Below are 18,463 nucleotides of genomic sequence, written 5' to 3'. Positions count from 1 at the left end.
GCTCCCCAGCGTCGAATCCGCGTCGTACAGTGGAACGACTGCCGGGAGGTGCATGGCGGTGGTGAACGGCGAGACGGCCGAGCGGGCCTTCGCCGGACAGGCGTGGCGGGAGGTGTACACACGGCTCACCGGAGGCCGTGCGTCGCTCACCGCGGAAGATCTCGTGCGTCTTTCGACGGCGGCTTATCTGCTCGGGCACGACGACGAAAGTTTCGAATCGCGGGAGCGCGCGTATCTCGAGTATGTGCGGGATGGTGGGCTGGCCGAGGCTGCCCGATGCGCCTTTTTCCTGGCCCTGCCACTGCTGCTGCGGGGTGAGCCGGCGCGGGCGAACGGCTGGCTGGCGCGGGCGCGGCGGCTGCTCGACGAGCACGGGCTGGACTGCGTCGAACGGGGTTACCTCCTCGTCCCGGTCGGCCTCCAACGCATCCAGGGCGGTGACACCCGGGGCGCGCACGACGCGTTCACCGCCGCCGTGCAGATCGCTTCCCGCTTCGGCGACACGGACCTGCTGGCGCTGGGCCGGCACGCGCAGGGCCGGGCTCTGATCAAGCTGCACCGCACCGCCGAAGGACTGGCCCTGCTCGACGAGGCGATGGTCTCGGTGACCTCGGGCGAGGTGTCGCCGATCCCCGCCGGAGTGGTCTACTGCAGCGCGATCGAAGGCTGCCACGAGGTTTTCGACGCCATCCGGGCACAGGAGTGGACGGCGTCGCTGAGTGCGTGGTGCGCGGCGCAGCCGGACCTGGTGCTGTTCCGGGGCCAGTGCCTGGTGCACCGTTCGCAGGTGCTGCAGGCTCTCGGTGCGTGGCCGGAAGCCTTGGTGGAGGCCCGCCGCGCCGGTGAACGGCTCTCCGGCCTGCGCCGTCAGCCGGCGCTCGGCATGGCGCTGTACCAGGAGGCCGAGCTGCGGCGGCTGCGTGGCGAGCTCGCCGCGGCCGACGACGGTTACCGGAAAGCCGGCGAGTACGGCCATCCCACCCAGCCCGGCTACGCGTTGCTGCGCCTGGCCCAGGGCCGGACGGCGGCGGCTGTCTCGGCGATCGGCCACGCCGTGGCCGAGGCGGCGGACGACCACCTCGTGCGCGCCCGGATGCTCGCGGCGCAGGTGGAGATCGTGCTGGCCGCCGGAGACCCGGGTGCCGCCCGCGGCGCGGCCGACGAGCTGACGGCGATCGCCGCCGAGATCGGGATGCCGCTGCTGCGGGCGACGGCCGCGCACGCGCGGGGCTCGGTCCTGCTGGCGGAGGGCGATCCCTCGGCCGCGCTGGCCGAGCTGCGCGCCGCGTGCGAGGGGTGGGCCGAGCTGGACGCGCCCTACGACGGAGCCCGCTCGCGCCTGCTCATCGGCCGGGCCCGGCAGCTGACGGGCGACGACGACGCGGCTGAGGTGGACTTCTCCACCGCGCGCGAGGTCCTGCACCGGCTCGGTGCCGGCACCAGCGTTTCGCCGGCCCCGCCGACCTCGCTGACCGAGCGGGAACTGCAGGTGCTGGCGCTGGTGGCCGAGGGACTGTCGAACCGGCAGATCGCGGCGCGGCTGGTGATCAGCGAACACACCGTGCGCCGGCACCTGCAGAACGTGTTCGCGAAGCTCGGCGTGCCCTCGCGCGCCGCCGCGGCCACCCACGCGGTGCAGCACCACCTCATCTGACCCGTGGTACGGACGGACCATCCCGCCCCGGACCGAAGTGGTACGGCTGTTCGATGCCGACCGCGCGGGCGGCTCCTAACGTGCTGGTCAGGAGGTATCACTGATGAACGAGCACGAGCGCACCGAGACCGTGATCATCGGGGCGGGGCAAGCGGGCCTGTCGGCCGGCCACTACCTCGCGCGGCGGGGTCGCGACTTCGTGGTCCTCGACGGCAACGACCGGATCGGGGACAACTGGCGCTGCCACTGGGACACGCTGCGGTTGTTCACCCCGGCCCTGGCGGCAGGGCTGCCCGGCATGGCCTACCCGGGCCCGCCGATGCACTACCCGACCAAGGACGAGATGGCGGACTACCTCGAGACCTACGCTCGCCGGTTCTCGCTGCCCGTGAGGGGTGGGCAGCGCGTGGCGAGCGTGAGGCGAACCGAGGCCGGTTACGAGGTCAGCACCGGGACCACGACGTTCACCTGCGACAACGTGGTGGTCGCGACCGGTACGTTCGGCCGTGCGCCGCGGGTCCCGGAGTTCGCCGGCGGGCTCGACCCCGGGATCCGGCAGCTGCACTCCAGCGAGTACCGCAACCCGGCGCAGCTGAAGCCCGGGCCGGTGCTGGTCGTCGGCGCTTCGCACTCGGGCGGCGACATCGCGTACGAGGCCGCTCGGGCGGGTCATCCGACGGTGCTCAGCGGGCCGATCCGCGGCGAGTTCCCGTTCGACATCAACCGGCGCCCGGCCCGGGTCATCTTCCCGGTGCTGTTCTTCGCGGCCAAACACGTGCTGACCCTGCGGACGCCGCTGGGCCGTGGGCTGCGGTCCGAGATCCGGGCGCACGGCGGACCGTTGATCCGGGTGAAGCGCGCCGACCTGACCCGCGAGGGCGTCGAACTCGTCGCCGACCGCACGACCGGCGTCCGCGGCGGTGCGCCTGTCCTCGGCGACGGCCGAGCGCTCGACGTCGCCAACATCGTGTGGTGCACCGGGTTCCGCCAGGACTTCTCCTGGATCGACCCGCCCGTCACGGACGACTCCGGCTGGCCGCGTGAGGAGCGCGGCGTGGCGACCACGGCACCGGGCCTGTACTTCGTGGGGCTGTCGTTCCAGTGGGCGTTTTCGTCCATGCTCGTGGGCGGCGCCGGCCGCGATGCCGAGTACGTCGTGAAGCACCTGGCCGCGCGCACCAAGGCGGCGGCCGGGGAGCGGAACGGACGCGCGCGGCTGGGTGCGGGTGCTGGTGGCGTGGCTCACTGAGCCGGTACCCGCAGCTCCGCCAGGTCTCGCCAAGTAACCTGAGCGGCGCTATGGACAAACGAACCGGTCTTCCCGTGGTGGGCATGGTGGGTGGCGGGCAACTGGCCCGCATGACGCACCAGGCGGCGATCTCCCTCGGTCAGTCGCTGAGGGTCCTGTCGGCGAGCGCGGACGATTCGGCCGCGCTCGTGGCGTCCGATGTCGTCGTCGGGCACCACACGGACCTCGAGGCGCTGCGGAAGTTCGCGCAGGGTGTCGATGTGCTCACGTTCGACCACGAGCACGTGCCTGGTGAGCACCTGCTGACGCTCGTGATGGAGGGCGTCGTGGTGCGGCCGGCGCCCTCGGCGCTCGGGTTCGCGCAGAACAAGCTCGTGATGCGCGAGATGATGGCCGGGATGGACGTGCCGGGGCCGGACTTCGCCGAAGTGTCCACTGTGGACGACGTGATCGCGTTCGGGGCGGCACACCGGTGGCCGGTGGTCCTCAAGGCCGCCCGCGGCGGGTACGACGGCCGCGGCGTCTGGATGCTCGACACGGCGCGGCACGCGCGCGAGGTGGTGCCGCGGCTGCTCGACGCGAGCACGGCACTGCTGGTCGAGGAGAAGGTCGAGATGAAGCGCGAGCTGGCGGCGCTGGTCGCCCGCTCGCCGTTCGGCCAGGGAGCCGCGTACCCGGTGGTCGAGACGGTGCAGGCCGGCGGCATCAACACCGAGGTCCTCGCCCCCGCGCCCGGCCTGTCCGAGGAGCGCGTGCACGAAGCGCAGGACCTCGCGTTGCGCATCGCGTCGATGCTGGACGTCACGGGGCTGCTGGCCGTCGAGCTGTTCGAGACGGAGAAGGGCCTGCTCGTGAACGAGCTGGCCATGCGCCCCCACAACTCCGGCCACTGGACGATGGACGGTGCGCGCACGTCGCAGTTCGAGCAGCACCTGCGCGGCGTGCTCGACTACCCGCTGGGCCGCACCGACCTCGTCGCGCCCGCGTGCGTGATGGCCAACGTGCTCGGCGCCGACGTCGAGCCGCAGATGAGCCCGGACGAGCGCGTGCACCACCTGTTCGCGCGCTACCCCGAGGTGAAGATCCACCTCTACGGCAAGCAGGACCGTCCCGGCCGCAAGCTCGGCCACGTCAACTTCGTCGGCGACGACATGGACGACCTGCGCAACCGCGCGCTGCTGTCGGCCCACTGGCTGTCCCACGCCGTCTGGCTCGACGGCTACGAGATCCACTGAAGGGAACACATATGGCGCCGCAGGTGGGCGTGATCATGGGCAGCGACTCCGACTGGCCGGTCATGGAGGCCGCCGGCCAGGCCCTGGCGGAGTTCGGCGTGGAGTACGAGGTCGGCGTCTACTCCGCCCACCGCACGCCGCAGCGCATGCTGGACTACGCCACGTCCGCCGCCTCCCGCGGCCTGCGCGCCATCATCGCCGGCGCCGGCGGTGCCGCCCACCTGCCCGGCATGGTCGCCTCCGCCACCGTGCTGCCCGTCATCGGCGTCCCGGTCCCGCTGAAGTACCTCGACGGCCTCGATTCGCTGCTCTCCATCGTCCAGATGCCCGCCGGTATCCCCGTCGCCACGGTCTCCGTCGGCGGCGCGCGCAACGCCGGCCTGCTCGCCGTGCGCATCCTGGCGGCTTCTGACCTGCAGCTGCAGTCGAAGCTGGCGGAATTCCAGTCGAGTCTGGAGACGCTGGTGCTGGAGAAGGACGCGGCGCTGCGCGAGAAGGCCGGCCAGTAGGTCAGGGCAGCTGCTTCCGAAGCTCCCGCTTCAGCACCTTCCCCGCCGCCGACACCGGGATCTCGTCGACGAAGTACAGCTCCCGGATCCGCTTGTACGGCACCACCTTCTCGTTCACCGCGGCGATCAGCCCCTCGGCGTTCAGGTCCGCATCCGGCTGCCCCACGACGAACGCGACGGGCAGCTCGCCGACGTCGGCCTGCGGGCGGCCGACCACGGCGGCCGTCGCGACGCCGGGCAGTGCGATGAGCAGCTCCTCCAGCTCGCGCGGGAAGACGTTATATCCCTTGTACAGCAGCATGTCCTTCTTTCGGTCCACAATGGACAGATAGCCGTCTTCGTCGAGCACGCCGATGTCGCCGGTGTGCAGCCAGCCGTCGACGAGCGCCGCGGCCGTTTCGTCCGGCCGGTTGCGGTAGCCGCGCATCATCTGTGGCCCGCGCAGGCACACCTCGCCTTCGGTGCCGGCGGGCAGCGGGGTCTCGTCGGGGCCGACGATCTTCACCTCCGTGTCGAAGATCGGGCCGCCGACGCAGCCCACCTTGCGCACGCCGGAGCGGTACGACGGCGAGATCACCGCGCCCATCGTCATCTCGGTCAGGCCGTAGCCCTCGGCGATCACGACGCCGGGGAAGCGCTCGTGGAGCGCGCGGATCATCTCGTGGTTCATCGGCGCCGCGCCGGAGCCGATGCTGCGCACGGACGACAGGTCGGCCGTGTGGAACGCGGGCGTCGCCAGCAGCGCGGCGAACAGCGCGGGCGCGCCGCCCAGGGACGTCACGCGCAGGCGTTCGGCGTCGGCGACGTACGCGGCCGGGTCGAAGCGCGCGTGCAGCACGGTCTGGGAACCGCTGAGCAGCGCGGCGTTGAGTCCGGCGATCACGCCCATCGCGTGGAACCACGGCGTCAGGTTGATCGCGACGCCGGTGCCGAGGCGTCCGACCCACTCGTCCTCGCTGCCGATCTGGTCGAGGACCACGTCGCCATGCGTGTCCAGCGCCGGGATGGAACCACTGCTCCAGCACGCACTCTGCAGCGTGTTCGCCACGATGTTGCGGTGCGTGAGCTCCACGCCCTTCGACCGGCCGGTCGTGCCGCCGGTGTAGGCGAGGTGGGCGAGGTCGTGGTGGACGTCGATGGCCGTGTCGGGCCGGGTGGCCGGCGCTTCGGCGCAGAACTGCTTGAACTCGACGACGGCGTCGGACCAAGCCGGCGCACTCGGCGCGACCACGATCGTCAGCCGGGCCGGGATCCGGTCCGCGACGGCAGCGACGGTGCCCGCGACCGGCCCGAATGTGACCACCGCGGCGGCCTCGCAGTCGGTGAGCTGGAAGGCCAGGTCGTCGGGCGGGAGCAGGGGGTTCGTCGGGCTGAAGGTGGCGCCGGCCAGCAGGGTGCCGTAGTAGGCGACGGGATAGGCGAGGCAGTTGGGCAGGTGGATCGCGACCACGTCGCCGTGGCCGATGCCGCGGGCGAGCAGGGCGTTGGCGAACTTGCACGCGCCTGCGTACGTTTCGGTGAAGGTGAGGCTGTCGTCGCCCATGGCGAACGCGGTGCGATCACCGAAGCGGGCGGCGGCGCCGGCGAGTATCGAACCCACCGGAACCTCGGGGTAGGTGAGTGAAGCGGGCAATCCGGGCGGCGGCGTCGACGCGGTGATGGCCATCGCCCGACCTTACGAAGAGTGCGGCCAAGGACACAAGAACGAGCGGCGCGCCCTGCGTGAACGAGCGCTAACATCGACAGAACTCTCCCCATTGCTGCAGAGAAGGTGACGGAAGTGGCCGAGGGCCTGTACCAGCTTGCCGAGGAGCACGAGGAGCTGCGGGCCGCGGTCCGGGCTCTGGCCGAGAAGGAGATCGCGCCGTACGCGGCCGAGGTCGACGAGAATGAGCGGTTCCCGACCGAGGCGCTGCAGGCGCTGACCAAGTCGGGCTTCAACGCCGTGCACATCGGCGAGGAGTACGACGGCCAGGGTGCCGACGCAGTGGGCGCCTGCATCGTGATCGAGGAGGTCGCGCGGGTCGACGCGTCGGCGTCGCTGATCCCGGCGGTGAACAAGCTCGGCACGCAGCCGATCATCCTGTCGGCTTCGGAAGAGCTGAAGAAGATCGTGCTGCCCTCGATCGCGCGGGGCGAGGCGATGGCGTCGTACGCGCTGTCGGAGCGCGAAGCCGGCTCGGACACCGCGTCGATGCGCGCACGGGCGAAGCTCGACGGTGATCACTGGGTGCTCAACGGCACCAAGGCGTGGATCACCAACGCGGGTGAATCTTCGTGGTACACGGTGATGGTCGTGACCGATCCAGACGCGGAGAAGAAGTCCAACGGCATTTCCGCGTTCGTCGTGCACAAGGACGACCCGGGCTTCTCCGTGGGGCCGAAGGAGCGCAAGCTCGGCATCAAGGGCTCGCCGACGCGCGAGATCTACTTCGAGAACTGCACGATCCCGGCCGAGCGCATCATCGGCGAGCCGGGCACGGGCCTCAAGACCGCGCTGAAGACGCTCGACCACACGCGCCCGACCATCGGCGCGCAGGCGCTGGGCATCGCGCAGGGTGCTCTGGACGCCGCGATCGCGTACGTCAAGGACCGCAAGCAGTTCGGCAAGGCGATCGGCGATTTCCAGGGCGTGCAGTTCATGCTCGCCGACATGGGCACGAAGATCGAGGCCGCCCGCCACCTCGTCTACGCCTCCGCCGCCGCCTCCGAACGCGGCGACAAGCGCGCGGGCTTCATGGCGTCCGCGGCGAAGGCCTACGCGTCCGACATCGCGATGTCGGTGACCACCGACGCCGTCCAGCTCTTCGGCGGCGCCGGCTACACCCGTGACTTCCCGGTCGAGCGCATGATGCGCGACGCGAAGATCACGCAGATCTACGAAGGCACCAACCAGATCCAGCGCATGGTGATGGCTCGGGCTTTGCTCAAGGGCTGAGGTTCTTGTTGTTCGGCCCGCGCGCCTTTTCCGGGTGCGCGGGCTTTTTTTATTGTCGTCGCCACCCGGCACGGATCTTGACGGCGTCTTCGATGCGGTAGAGGACGTCGAGGCAGATCAGTTCTTTTTCTTCGAGTTGCAGCAGCCTTGACTCGGTTTCGGGATCGGTCGTTTCGGCGTTCTTCGCCAGGTTGATCCGCTGTTGTTTGAACGATTCCCGCTGCTCGCTCCAGGTGCCGGCCAGGCGGTGCAGGTCTCGCGCGGTGTAACGCAGGATCTCTTGCAGGCTGGGGACTTGGCGTTCGACGAAGCGGCTCTGCAGCGTGCGGACTTTTTCCTCGGCGTCGTCGCGATGGCGATTGGCTGTGTCGGCGGCGTCGGTTGCCGATTCCAGTTCTTCTGTCGCGTGCGACAGTTGTTCGAACAGGCTCGAGCGCGCGGGCAGGACCATGTTCGCGAGCGAAGTGTTGAGGACTTTCGCTATGGCGACGGCTTCACTGAGGCGAATTGTCCGCCCGGTGGTGCCGTCGGCGTGCTTTTCGATGCGGGTGATGGCTGTGCTGTCGAGCTGGATTCCTACTCGTTCCAGCTTCTTCGCGAGGCCCGCCTGGGAGACGCCCAGTTCTTCTCGCAGCGCGCGCATGTTCAGGGCGAAGGTGCGCTCGGCTTGGGCGCCGATGGCGTCGCCGGGTGCTTCGCGCGGTGGTTCCGGGTGATCCTGCACGAGGAGCAGTGTAGTGCTTGACGCGCAGCGCCGCTTGAGGCACTCTGGGTGACAGCGGTGCTGATGGAGCACCGTGCTGCACGAGGAGCACTGGATGGGGGTGCTGTGGAAAGGAGTCGGATGGGATTCGCGGAGGAGGCGTTCGCCGCGTTTCGGCGGGGTGAGACGGAGGTGGTCGAGGGTCTGAGCCAGCGCGAGCTGGAGCGGGCGCGTGGAGCCGGCGACGCCGCGGGTGAGGTCGACGCGCTGTGCATGTTGGCCCGGGTGGCGGTGCGACGTGGGGATCTGACCGGGTGTCAAGAGCTGGCCACGCAGGCGTTCGAGGTGGCGGCCGGGCAGGCCGACCGCGCGCTGCGGCGAGGGCCGGTGCACGTGCTGGCCGCTGTGGCACGGATGCGGGGCGACCTCGAAGCCGCGCGAAGTCTGTTCTTGGAGAGCGTCGCATTGCGGGAGGAGGCGGGGCTGGCTGAGCTGGTCGTGTGGGAGCAGCTGAACCTCGGGTACGTCGAGCTGGAGTCCGGCGACGTCGGGCGGGCTCGGGAGTTGTTCGAGGGAGTTCGGCGGTACGCGAGGGAGCACGGCGTCGGTGACTTGGTGCCATACGGCGAACTCGCGAGTGCCGTGCTGGCGGAGAAGGACGGAGACGCCGCGCGGGCCGTCCGGTTGCTGGCGGAAGCGGAAAGGGCGTTGCGGGAGCGGGGTCAGGTGCTCGATCCCGATGACGCCGAGGTGCGGGAGGCGTTGCGGGCGCGTCTTGGCACAACGCTGGGAGAGGAGGGGTTCAAGGCCGAGCACTCGAGGGAAGGCTAACCGTCCACTGTGGCCGGTGACGTCCAGCTCGCCAGGAGGCGCAGGCGTTCCTCGGAAGGCGAGCCCGGCTCGACGGTCGTGATGCCGAGGGTTTGTTCGGGGTCGTCGACGGGGGTCATGGCTTCGTAGCCCAGCGTCAGCTCGCCGACGAGCGGGTGGTGGTAGTGCTTGACGCCGTGGGTGCGTTCGAAGACGTCGTGGTCGGCCCACCAGCGGCGGAAGTCCTGGTCGCGCAGGGAGAGTTCGCCGATGAGCTCCGCGAGCGCCGGGTCATGGGGGTGGCGGCCGGCATACAGGTGGAGGGTGGCGACGACGCCACGGGCGGCGCCTTCCCAGTCGGTGTAGAGGCCGCGGACGGTGTCGTCGAGAAAGATGAGGCGGGCCATGTTGCGGGAGCGAGGAGGGAGGGCGTCGAAGTCGGTGTAGAGGGCGTTGGCGAGGCGGTTTGCGGCGAGTACGTCCATGCGGCGGCCGAGCACGATGGCCGGCACGTGGTGGAGGCTGTCGAGCACGAGCTGCAGGCCCGGGCGCACGCGCTGGGGCGGCAGGGGCCGCGGCCGTGAGCGTGTGGGCTTGGCGAGGGTGAACAGATGGGTGCGCTCGAGGTCGTTGAGCTGCAGGGCTCGGGAAATGGCGTCGAGGACGGACTCGGAGACGTTGAGGTTGCGGCCGCGTTCGAGGCGGACGTAGTAATCCACGCTCACCCCCGCGAGCTGCGCGACCTCCTCGCGGCGGAGGCCGGGCACGCGCCGGGGGCCGGGGTGCGGGGTGAGGCCCGCGTCGGCGGGGGTGATCTTCGCTCGGCGCGAGCGCAGGAAGTCCCGGAGTTGCTCACTCATGCGACCCAGCGTAAGGCCGATCGCCGCCCCGAGAGGGGGGTCTGCTGGACCCCCGGTTGAGGGAGTCTTCTCACCTCGGGTCCGAACGGTGGTTACGTGGGAAGCATGAAACGACGCATTCTCGGCGGCACCGGCATCTCCGTGAGCGAATACGCCCTCGGCACGATGATGTTCGGCGCCATGGGCAACACCGACCACGACGAGTCCGTGCGCATGATCCACGCGGCGATCGACGCCGGCATCAACTTCCTCGACACGGCCGACGTCTACTCGACCGGGGAGTCGGAGGAGATCGTCGGCAAGGCGCTCGCGGGCCGGCGCGAGGGCGTGGTGCTGGCGACCAAGTTCGGCCTCCCCATGGGTGAGGACCCGAACCAGCGTGGCGGCTCGCCGCGCTGGGTCAAGCGGGCGCTGGAGAACAGCCTGCGCCGCCTCGGCACCGACTACGTGGACCTCTACCAACTGCACCGGCCCGACCCGGACACCGACATCGACGAGACGCTCGGCGCGCTGTCGGACCTCGTGCGGGAGGGCAAGGTGCGGGCGATCGGCAGCTCGTTCTTCTCACCGGAGGAGACCGTGGAAGCGCAGTGGACGGCCGAACGCCGCGGCCACCACCGCTTCCGCACCGAGCAGCCGCCGTACTCGATCCTCGCGCGCGGCGTCGAGCAGCGCGTGCTGCCAACGGCTCAGCGCTACGGCATGGGCGTGCTGACGTTCGGCCCGCTCAACTCCGGCTGGCTCTCCGGCCGCGCCGACCCGACGGCCGGGCATCGCAACGCCGGCCGCGGCGCGCAGATGTTCGACCTCTCGCGGCCGGGCGTCCAGGCGAAGGCCGACGCCGTCGCGGAGCTGACCAAGCTCGCCGCCGACACGGGAATCTCCGTGCCGCACCTGGCGATCGCGTTCGTGCGTGCTCATCCGGCGGTGACGTCGGTGCTGATCGGCCCGCGCAGGCCCGAGCACCTCACCGACCTGCTGGCCGGCGCCGACGTGGAGCTGAGCGACGACGTGCTGGACCGCATCGACGAGATCGTGCCGCCGGGGGTCGACGTGCACGCGGGTGACTTCTACATCAACCCCACGCCGGCGATCCTCGACAAGCGCCTGCGCCGGCGCTGAGCACTGAGCCACGGCGAGTTACTTCGCGGTGGCGAGCAGCAGCCCGATGACCTGTACGGCGTCGTCGAGCCGCGGCTCGCCCCCGAGAAGCTGGGAGTACATGAACGAGTCGCCGATGCGGATCACCGCCTGCGCGACGGCCGCCGTCGGCGCGTCGAAGCGCAGGCCGTTGCGGTCGAGCAGCTCGGTGAACAGGCGCGCCGCCCGGGACTCGACCTCGCCGGGTGACATGATCACCTTCGCGAACAGCACGGGGTCGCGCCGGGCTAGGTCCTTCAGCGGCGCGAGCGTGACGACGGTGCGCATGAACCGCTCGACCACCACCAGCGTCCGCGCGAGTCCCGGGGGACCGGTCACGCCGGCCTCGATCGCGAGGTAGGTCCGTTCGGTGCTGTCGGCGAGCACGCGCCCGAGCAGCTGCTCGTGGTTGCCGACGCGGCGGTACAGCGTCGCGCGGCTCAAGCCGAGCTCGGTCGCGAGTGCCGACATGTCGATCGTCCGGCCGCGCAGGTACGCCTCGGTCGCCGCGCGGACGACGTCGTCGGTGGAGGGAGGGCCGGTCATCCGCGCAGTATGGCCGAGTCCGCTTGCCAAAACACCCTGAACGTGAGACAAAACGTCTGACTGTCTCAATGCGGAGGTGCGGTGTGGCCACGGTGACCGTGAACGGTGGGCAACAGGTCCACTACGTCGACCACGGTGGCGACGGCCCGGCCGTCGTCCTGCTGCACAGCTTCCTGATGGACGTCGACATGTGGCTCCCGCAGGTCGAGGCGTTCCGCGGGGACCACCGGCTGATCGCGATCGACGAGCGCGGCCACGGCGAGACCCCGGCCGACGGGCCCTTCGACTACTGGGACGTCGCCCGCGACGCGCTCGCGGTGCTCGACCACCTCGGCTTCGACCGCGCCGCGGTGATCGGCACCAGCCAGGGCGGGTTCGTCGGCCTGCGCATGGCGCTGCTCGCCCCCGAGCGCGTGACCGCGCTGGCCGTGCTCGGCACGTCGGCCGACGCCGAGCCCGACGAGGTCGCCGCCGTCTACCGGCAGCTCGGCGACGTGTGGGCGCAGAACGGCCCCGACGGCGTGATCGACGGCGTCGCCGCCATCTGCTTCGGCGACAGCTTCGACGCCGCGGCGTGGAAGGCCAAGTGGCGCGAGCACTACCAGGGCGAGCAAGCCGGCCTGCTGATCGGCGTCCTCGCCGGCCGCGACAGCCTCCTCGACCGCCTCGGCGAAATCCAGACCCCGGTGCTGGTCCTGCACGGCACGGCGGACCGCGCCTACCCCATCGAGAAGGCGGAGGAGCTCGTCAACGGCCTGCCGAACGCGAAGCCGCTGGTCACGATCGCAGACGGCGCGCACTTCCTCAGCCTCACCCACGCCGCCGACGTCAACCCGCACCTCAAGGGTTTCCTCGCCGCGCACACGGCCGTGAACTGACCCGCGCGGCACCGGCGAAACCGCGGCACCGTCGGGCATTCGGGTGAGGATTTCCCTGCCTCTTGCCCGATCCGGGCGCATGTGAGACATGTGCCATGCTGATCCCCAACGCGGAGGTGTCGGATGGCGACGGTGACTGTCAACGGTGGGCAGCAGGTGCATTTCGTCGACTACGGCGGTGATGGCCCCGCTGTCGTGCTGCTGCACAGCTTCCTGATGGACATCGACATGTGGGAGCCACAGGTTCAGTCCTTCGGCGCGGACTACCGGCTCATCGCGATCGACGAACGCGGCCACGGCGGCACTCCGGCCGACGCGGACTTCGACTACTGGGACGTCGCCCGCGACGCCTTCGGCGTGCTGGACCACCTCGGCATCGAGCGGGCCGCCGTGATCGGCACGAGCCAGGGCGGGTTCATCGCCCTGCGGATGGCTTTGCTCCAGCCCGAGCGCGTGACCGCGTTGGCCGTGCTCGGCACTTCCGCAGAGAAGGAAGCCGAAGGCACCGCCACGGTCTACCGGCATCTGATCGCCGCCTGGCTCGAAGCCGGGCCGGAGCCGCTGGTCGACGGCGTTGCCACCTTCTGCCTCGGCGACTACGAAGCGTCCGCGTGGAAAACGAAGTGGCTCGAGGTCCCGGGGGAGAAGTTCCAGCGGATCATGGAAACGCTCGTCAGCCGCGACAGTGTGCTCGAACGCGCGGGCGAGATCCAGGTGCCGGTGCTCGTGCTGCACGGCAGCGGCGACAACGAGTATCCGATGGCTCGCGCCGAGTCGCTCGTGGCCGCGCTGCCCAACGCCGAACCGCTGGTCACGATCGTGAGCGGTGCGCACTTCCTCAGCCTCACCCACGCGTCGGACGTGTACCCGCACCTGAAGAAATTCCTCGAAGCCCACGCCGCGGGCAAGTAACCCACTCGGAGGAGTTTCCGTTCCTCTCGCGACGCGTTAACTGATCAGGTGACTGGGGTCACCATCGGTTCACAGAGAGGTGGAGCGGATGGGTGTGCGCGCGTTCGGGCGTCGGGTGGTGGTTTTCGTGGCGGCGCTGGGAGCGGCCGCCCTGAGTAGCGGCACCGCGGACGCGGCGGTGAAGGAGCCGACCGGTCCGGTCCAGCCGAACATCATCTCGGCCGCGCTGTACTCCGTGGTGCAGCCGACGATCGCCCCACCCGGCGCCAACGACTGGAACTGCGAGCCGTCGGCCGAACACCCCAACCCCGTTTTGCTGTCCAACGGCACCACCGCCAACGCCTACGAGAACTGGGCCAACCTCTCGAAGGTGCTCGCCGACCACGGTTACTGCGTGTTCGCCGGCAACTTCGGCGGCTCGCCGGGCAGCTTCCTGCAGACCGTCGGCCCGGTCGCGAGCACGGCCGCGCAGCTCGCGGCGTTCGGGGACAAGGTCCTCGCGGCCACGGGGGCGGCGAAGCTCGACGTCGTCGGGCACTCCCAGGGCGGCATGAACCCGCGCTACTGGATCAAGTACCTCGGCGGCGCCTCGAAGATCGGCAAGCTCATCGGCCTGTCGCCGTCGAACTACGGCACGAGCCTGTACGGCCTCCTCAGCACGCTGCAGGCCATCCCGCCGGTGCGTGACCTCGTGGGCCTGGCGTGCGCGTCGTGCAACGAGCAGTCCACCGGTTCGGCGTTCCTGACCGACCTCAACGCCGGCGGCGACACGGTGCCCGGCATCGACTACACCGTGATCCAGACCAAGTACGACGACGTGGTCACGCCCTACACCAACGCGTTCCTCAAGCCGGCTTCGAACGTCAAGAACATCGTGCTGCAGAACGTCTGCTCGGCGGACTTCACCGACCACCTGGGCATTCCGTACGACCCGATCGCCGAGCGCGAGGTGCTCAACGCGCTCGACCCGGCGCACGCGCAGACTCCGAAGTGCGTGTTCGTGCCCCCGGTGATCAGCTGAGCGACTGGAACATCACGTGCAGCCCCACGTACCCGTGCACCGGGTGGTGGAACGCCCCGGGCACCGTGCCGATCACGGTGAAGCCGAGTGACTTCCACAGGGTGACCGCACGGGTGTTGGTTTCGACCACGGCGTTGAACTGCACCCCGCGGTAGCCCTCGGCGCGCGCCCACTCCAGCATGTGCGTGCCGAGCGCGCGGCCGACGCCTCGACCGACGGAAGCGGGCGCCACCATAAAGCTCGCGGTCGCGATGTGCGAGCCTGGTCCGTCGCGGTTCGGTCCCATCTTCGCCGAGCCGAGAATGTCGTCGGAATCGTTTCCAGCGACAACGGTGCGGCCGGGCGAGGACATCATCCAGAAGTCGCGCGCGGCCTGTTCGCCCAGGTCGCGGGGCAGGGCGTAGGTCTCGCCGGCGGCGGCGATGTCGTGCAGGAACGGCCAGATGGCAGGCCAGTCTTGGCCCGTCGCGTCGCGGATCAGCACGTAACGAGGATTCCAGAAGTAGGTACAAACGCGAACTCTTTTCGTCCCGTTGTGCCATTCCAGTTGTGCAGGCCCGCGGCCGAGTGTCACAGTCGTCGACATGTTCTGGCCGGTCCCTGACACCTGGAAGCCGAGCGACGACGCCGAGCTGGTCGCCGGCTGGCGCCTGTGGCTCGAGCTGAGCGACCGCGCCTGGCCCACGGCCGCGTGGGACGGCACACCCGCCGACGCGGTCAAGCAGCTGCGCGAACTGCTCGACGCGTGCGACGACATCGAGACCGTGTACCGCGAGACCTCCACCGACCCGTCGGAGGAGTTCGTGCACGTCATCCAGTCGCTGGCGCTGTGCGCGAGCGCCGTGATCGGGCTGTGGTGGGACGACTTCGCGCCACTGGACTCCGACCGTGCGCCCAAACTCCACGAAGATCTGCAGCGCTTCGCCGCGCACGCCGAGCAGGTGCTGACGCTGCTGGCCACCCACGGCGGCTGGGCCGCGCTCGACTCGGTACGCCGCCGCCCGGCCTGAGTCCATTCGGGACAGTCCGGTTGCGCTGAATGGCCCAATCGGCCCCGGTTTTCGTGTCACGCGGGCGAAACCCGGGCACTCCGGCAACGGAGGTGCCCGGATGAACGCACTCAGAACGAGAATCCCGATCGGCCACACCCGCGGCAGCACGACCGCGCGAGCACTCGGCCGCGCCGGCATGGCCTGTTACGGGGTGGTGCACCTGATCGTCGCGTATCTCGCGCTGCGCATCGCGTTCGGCGGTGGCAGCGGTGTACCCGCGGACCAGAACGGTGCGCTGCAGGAGATCGGCTCGAACGCGGCCGGCCGCGTAGTCCTGTGGGTGCTCGCGATCGGGCTGCTCGCGTTCGGGTTGTGGCAGGTGCTCATGGCCGCGACCGGCTACCAGTGGGTGTCCGGCGGCGAACGGGTCCGCAAGCGCCTCGGCTCGGCCGGGCGCGCGATCGTGGTGTTCGCGCTGGGCTACAGCGCGATCCGGATCGCCGTGGGCGCCGGTTCGGCCGCGGGCAACCAGCGTCAGCAGGAGGCCACGGCGGAACTCCTCTCGCTGCCGGCCGGGCCGGCGATCGTCGTGGTGGCGGCTTGTTGCGTGGCCGCGGTGGCCGTCGCGGCCGGCGTGAAGGGCGTGCGGCGGTCGTTTATGGAGGACCTCGACACCTTCGAGCTGCCGCGGGCCACCCGGCGCTGGGTGGCCCGCCTCGGCACCGGCGGTTACCTGGCGAAAGGCGTGGTTTTCGCCGTGATCGCCGTCCTGCTGGGGTACGCCGGTCTGCGGTCGGACGCGCGTGCGGCCGGTGGCCTCGACGCGGCGCTGCGGACGTTGGCCGGGCAGCCGTTCGGCACGGTGCTGCTCACGATCGTCGCGTTAGGACTCGCCGCGTTCGGCGCGTACTGCTTCGGGGCCGCGTGGGCGCACCGGCGGTGATGCTCAGCGCGGCCGGTACTCGGCGAACTCACTGAAGAACACCCCCTCGCCCTGCGTCAGTGCGGGCAACGCCTGCTCGAACTCGTGCACGGACGCGGCCGGGATCGTGCCGGTGACGGTGCAGCCGGTGGCCGTGACCGTGGGCTCGTCGGGCACCGCGCGAAGCTCCACGAGCTTGCGGAGCACGCCGCTCACCGCGTTCGCCGGGGCCTCGGCTTCGAAGCTGTGCACGGGTTCGTGCACGCGGGTGGCGGCTGCGCGCAGGGCTTCGGCGAGCGTGAGCGCGGTCATGCCGCGGAAGTCGCCGGCCGTGGTGAGTGGCGGGAAGAACGCGGCCTCGGTCAGGGTCACCACGCAGTCGATCACCGGGCGCGGACGGTGGCGCAGCTGTTCGTGCACGGTCTCCTCGATGGCCTTGTGGAACGCCAGCGGCAGTGAGCCGAGGTGCACTGCCAGCCGGTACGCGACGCCGGAGGCGGGCGGACCGGGTTCCACGCGCAGTCCGACGGTGGCCCAGAAGTACACGCGTTGGTCAGGCGCGCGGTGGCCCACGGCGTGGCCCGCACGGCAGAGGCGTTCGACGAGCAGGATGCGGGACTCCTCGAACTCCGCGGCCAGGCCGAAGTCCTCGGCCAGCGTCGAGCGGATCACCTCTTTCTGGACCTCGCCGTAGAGCCGCACGGAGACTTCGTGTTCGTGGCGGCGGACGCTGATCAAGGGGTCCTGTTCGGACAGTCGTTCCAGCGCCGAGTAGAGGGCCACGGCGTCGTCCGGGTCGACGGGCCGCACCACCGTCTCCAGGCTGGGCGGGGCGAAAAATCCGGGCTCGACCAGCGTGCCGGAGGGACCCAGGTGGTCGCCGATCCGCACGTCCTTGAGACCCCACACGCGGGCGACGTCGCCGGCGTGCGCCGGGCCGTCGACCGGGGTGGCGCCGTGTTCGTAGACGCGCACGGCGGACGCGCGGCCGGTCAGCTCGGTGACCGTGCCGTCGGGTTCGCGGCGGTGGAAGGGAAACGGCGTGCGCGGGCTCAGTGAACCCGACCGCACCCGGACGTACGCGATCTTTTCCCCGGCGCGCCCGCGTTCGATCTTGAACACGGTGGCGGCCAGCTCGCCGGCCTCGGTGCGTTCCTTTGCCGGGAACAGCTCCCGCACGCGCGAGACGAGCGCGGCCACGCCCGAGCCGGTGATCGCCGAGCCGAAAACCACCGGGTGCACGGCTCCGCGCGCGACCTGGCGGACCAGGGCCGCTCGGTAGTCCGGCTCGCGTCCCTCCACATAGGACGCCAAGAACTCGTCGTCGTCCGCCAGCGCTTCGGCCAGCTCGTCGCCGGGTGGCAGCGGCACGGGTTTCGCCTGCGGTGTCCCGAGTCCGGTCACGGTGTCGAGTGCGACGCAGCGCGGGGAAAGCCGCGTGCGCAGGGCGTCGAGCAGGGTGGATTCCTGCGCGCCCACGCGGTCGATCTTGTTCACGAACACGAGCACGGGGATGCCGAGGCGTGTCAGGGTCCGCATGAGCACGCGGGTCTGCGCTTGAACGCCGTCGGCCGCGGACACCACGAGCACGGCGCCGTCCAGCACACCGAGGGCGCGTTCGACCTCGGCGATGAAGTCGGAGTGGCCGGGGGTGTCCACGAGCGTGAGCCGGTGCTCGCCTGTGGTCACGGCGACCACAGCCGACTTGATGGTGATTCCGCGGCGGCGTTCTAGCTCCAGGGAGTCGGTCTGGGTGTCGCCGGAGTCGACGCTGCCGAGGTGGCGGATCACGCCGGTCTCGAAGAGCAGGCGCTCGGTCAGGCTGGTTTTACCGGCGTCGACGTGCGCGAGGATGCCAAGGGTGAGTGTCTTCAGTTGCGGGGTCATGAACGGGTGAGGTCCTCATCGATGCGATGGACAGGCCGAACTGGGGTCGGTCGGACTGTCGGCGCATCGGGGTCTCCTCACCGTCTCGAACAGGGCGGTCGGCACGATACCGCTCGGTGACGGACGCGTACAGCGAGTATTTTCCGGTGCCTGTCGGTTTCCTGTCGATCACTCGCCGAAGCGGGCTTCGGCGGCGCCCTCCGACCT

Annotated in this window: 18 protein-coding genes; 12 read left to right on the top strand and 6 right to left on the bottom strand. The window is 70.3% G+C overall.

Features of this window, described 5'->3' with window-relative positions; translation table 11 throughout:
* Nucleotides 1–52 precede the first annotated feature (52 nt).
* The 4 genes from AB0M56_RS42065 to purE all read left to right on the top strand — a co-directional run bounded on the left by AB0M56_RS42065 (nucleotide 53) and on the right by purE (nucleotide 4,647).
* Nucleotides 53–1,654: a LuxR C-terminal-related transcriptional regulator gene (locus AB0M56_RS42065; RefSeq protein WP_364186726.1), complete on the top strand. Its 1,602-nt coding sequence runs from the start codon at nucleotides 53–55 to the stop codon at nucleotides 1,652–1,654.
* 103 nt (nucleotides 1,655–1,757) lie between these two features.
* A complete protein-coding gene (locus tag AB0M56_RS42060; protein WP_364186724.1) occupies nucleotides 1,758–2,903 on the top strand; it encodes an NAD(P)-binding domain-containing protein in 1,146 nt (381 codons plus the stop codon).
* A gap of 50 nt (nucleotides 2,904–2,953) precedes the next feature.
* On the top strand, nucleotides 2,954–4,138 hold the full coding sequence (locus AB0M56_RS42055) for a 5-(carboxyamino)imidazole ribonucleotide synthase (RefSeq protein ID WP_364186721.1): 1,185 nt from the start codon (nucleotides 2,954–2,956) through the stop codon (nucleotides 4,136–4,138).
* 11 nt (nucleotides 4,139–4,149) lie between these two features.
* Complete coding sequence (purE, locus tag AB0M56_RS42050) at nucleotides 4,150–4,647, top strand: 5-(carboxyamino)imidazole ribonucleotide mutase (RefSeq protein WP_364053176.1); 498 nt, start codon at nucleotides 4,150–4,152, stop codon at nucleotides 4,645–4,647.
* Between the two features lies 1 nt (nucleotide 4,648).
* Here purE and AB0M56_RS42045 read toward each other — a convergent pair whose 3' ends face one another.
* A complete protein-coding gene (locus AB0M56_RS42045) occupies nucleotides 4,649–6,313 on the bottom strand; it encodes an AMP-binding protein (RefSeq protein WP_364186718.1) in 1,665 nt (554 codons plus the stop codon).
* 105 nt (nucleotides 6,314–6,418) lie between these two features.
* Between AB0M56_RS42045 and AB0M56_RS42040 the strand changes: the two genes are divergently transcribed.
* Nucleotides 6,419–7,585 carry an acyl-CoA dehydrogenase family protein gene (locus AB0M56_RS42040; protein WP_364186716.1) on the top strand — a complete coding sequence of 389 codons (1,167 nt, stop codon included), beginning with the start codon at nucleotides 6,419–6,421 and terminating at the stop codon, nucleotides 7,583–7,585.
* Nucleotides 7,586–7,634: 49 nt separating this feature from the next.
* Here AB0M56_RS42040 and AB0M56_RS42035 read toward each other — a convergent pair whose 3' ends face one another.
* Nucleotides 7,635–8,309: a helix-turn-helix transcriptional regulator gene (locus tag AB0M56_RS42035; protein WP_364186713.1), complete on the bottom strand. Its 675-nt coding sequence runs from the start codon at nucleotides 8,307–8,309 to the stop codon at nucleotides 7,635–7,637.
* A 120-nt stretch (nucleotides 8,310–8,429) separates the two neighbouring features.
* Here AB0M56_RS42035 and AB0M56_RS42030 point away from each other — a divergent pair, with 120 nt between their 5' ends.
* On the top strand, nucleotides 8,430–9,119 hold the full coding sequence (locus tag AB0M56_RS42030; protein WP_364186710.1) for a hypothetical protein: 690 nt from the start codon (nucleotides 8,430–8,432) through the stop codon (nucleotides 9,117–9,119).
* On the opposite strand, the gene AB0M56_RS42025 is transcribed toward AB0M56_RS42030, so the two are convergent.
* Nucleotides 9,116–9,958, bottom strand: coding sequence for a helix-turn-helix transcriptional regulator (locus AB0M56_RS42025; protein WP_364186708.1), 843 nt, complete (start codon nucleotides 9,956–9,958; stop codon nucleotides 9,116–9,118). The two genes, AB0M56_RS42030 and AB0M56_RS42025, sit on opposite strands and share 4 nt — an antisense overlap.
* Nucleotides 9,959–10,063: 105 nt before the next feature.
* Between AB0M56_RS42025 and AB0M56_RS42020 the strand changes: the two genes are divergently transcribed.
* The gene (locus AB0M56_RS42020) at nucleotides 10,064–11,080 is read left to right on the top strand and encodes an aldo/keto reductase (protein ID WP_364186705.1); all 1,017 of its coding nucleotides are present in this window, start codon (nucleotides 10,064–10,066) and stop codon (nucleotides 11,078–11,080) included.
* Between the two features lie 18 nt (nucleotides 11,081–11,098).
* On the opposite strand, the gene AB0M56_RS42015 is transcribed toward AB0M56_RS42020, so the two are convergent.
* A complete protein-coding gene (locus tag AB0M56_RS42015) occupies nucleotides 11,099–11,644 on the bottom strand; it encodes a QsdR family transcriptional regulator (protein WP_364186703.1) in 546 nt (181 codons plus the stop codon).
* Between the two features lie 83 nt (nucleotides 11,645–11,727).
* Here AB0M56_RS42015 and AB0M56_RS42010 point away from each other — a divergent pair, with 83 nt between their 5' ends.
* From AB0M56_RS42010 to AB0M56_RS42000, 3 genes are all read left to right on the top strand, one after another.
* Complete coding sequence (locus AB0M56_RS42010) at nucleotides 11,728–12,522, top strand: alpha/beta hydrolase (RefSeq protein ID WP_364186701.1); 795 nt, start codon at nucleotides 11,728–11,730, stop codon at nucleotides 12,520–12,522.
* A gap of 123 nt (nucleotides 12,523–12,645) precedes the next feature.
* Nucleotides 12,646–13,434, top strand: a complete 789-nt coding sequence (locus AB0M56_RS42005; RefSeq protein ID WP_364186698.1) for an alpha/beta hydrolase — start codon at nucleotides 12,646–12,648, stop codon at nucleotides 13,432–13,434.
* Nucleotides 13,435–13,522: 88 nt separating this feature from the next.
* Nucleotides 13,523–14,455: an alpha/beta fold hydrolase gene (locus AB0M56_RS42000; RefSeq protein WP_364186695.1), complete on the top strand. Its 933-nt coding sequence runs from the start codon at nucleotides 13,523–13,525 to the stop codon at nucleotides 14,453–14,455.
* Here AB0M56_RS42000 and AB0M56_RS41995 read toward each other — a convergent pair.
* On the bottom strand, nucleotides 14,448–14,939 hold the full coding sequence (locus AB0M56_RS41995) for a GNAT family N-acetyltransferase (protein WP_364186693.1): 492 nt from the start codon (nucleotides 14,937–14,939) through the stop codon (nucleotides 14,448–14,450). The two genes, AB0M56_RS42000 and AB0M56_RS41995, sit on opposite strands and share 8 nt — an antisense overlap.
* Nucleotides 14,940–15,039: 100 nt before the next feature.
* Here AB0M56_RS41995 and AB0M56_RS41990 point away from each other — a divergent pair, with 100 nt between their 5' ends.
* Nucleotides 15,040–15,465: a hypothetical protein gene (locus tag AB0M56_RS41990; RefSeq protein WP_364186690.1), complete on the top strand. Its 426-nt coding sequence runs from the start codon at nucleotides 15,040–15,042 to the stop codon at nucleotides 15,463–15,465.
* A gap of 100 nt (nucleotides 15,466–15,565) precedes the next feature.
* Nucleotides 15,566–16,390 (top strand): DUF1206 domain-containing protein, encoded by an 825-nt coding sequence (locus AB0M56_RS41985; RefSeq protein ID WP_364186689.1) that lies wholly within the window; start codon nucleotides 15,566–15,568, stop codon nucleotides 16,388–16,390.
* 3 nt (nucleotides 16,391–16,393) lie between these two features.
* On the opposite strand, the gene AB0M56_RS41980 is transcribed toward AB0M56_RS41985, so the two are convergent.
* Nucleotides 16,394–18,256, bottom strand: a complete 1,863-nt coding sequence (locus tag AB0M56_RS41980; RefSeq protein ID WP_364186686.1) for a translation factor GTPase family protein — start codon at nucleotides 18,254–18,256, stop codon at nucleotides 16,394–16,396.
* Nucleotides 18,257–18,463 lie beyond the last annotated feature (207 nt).

The organism is Amycolatopsis sp. NPDC051372 (assembly GCF_040682095.1).
GTDB lineage: Bacteria > Actinomycetota > Actinomycetes > Mycobacteriales > Pseudonocardiaceae > Amycolatopsis.
This window is presented reverse-complemented; position numbering and strand designations above follow the sequence as displayed.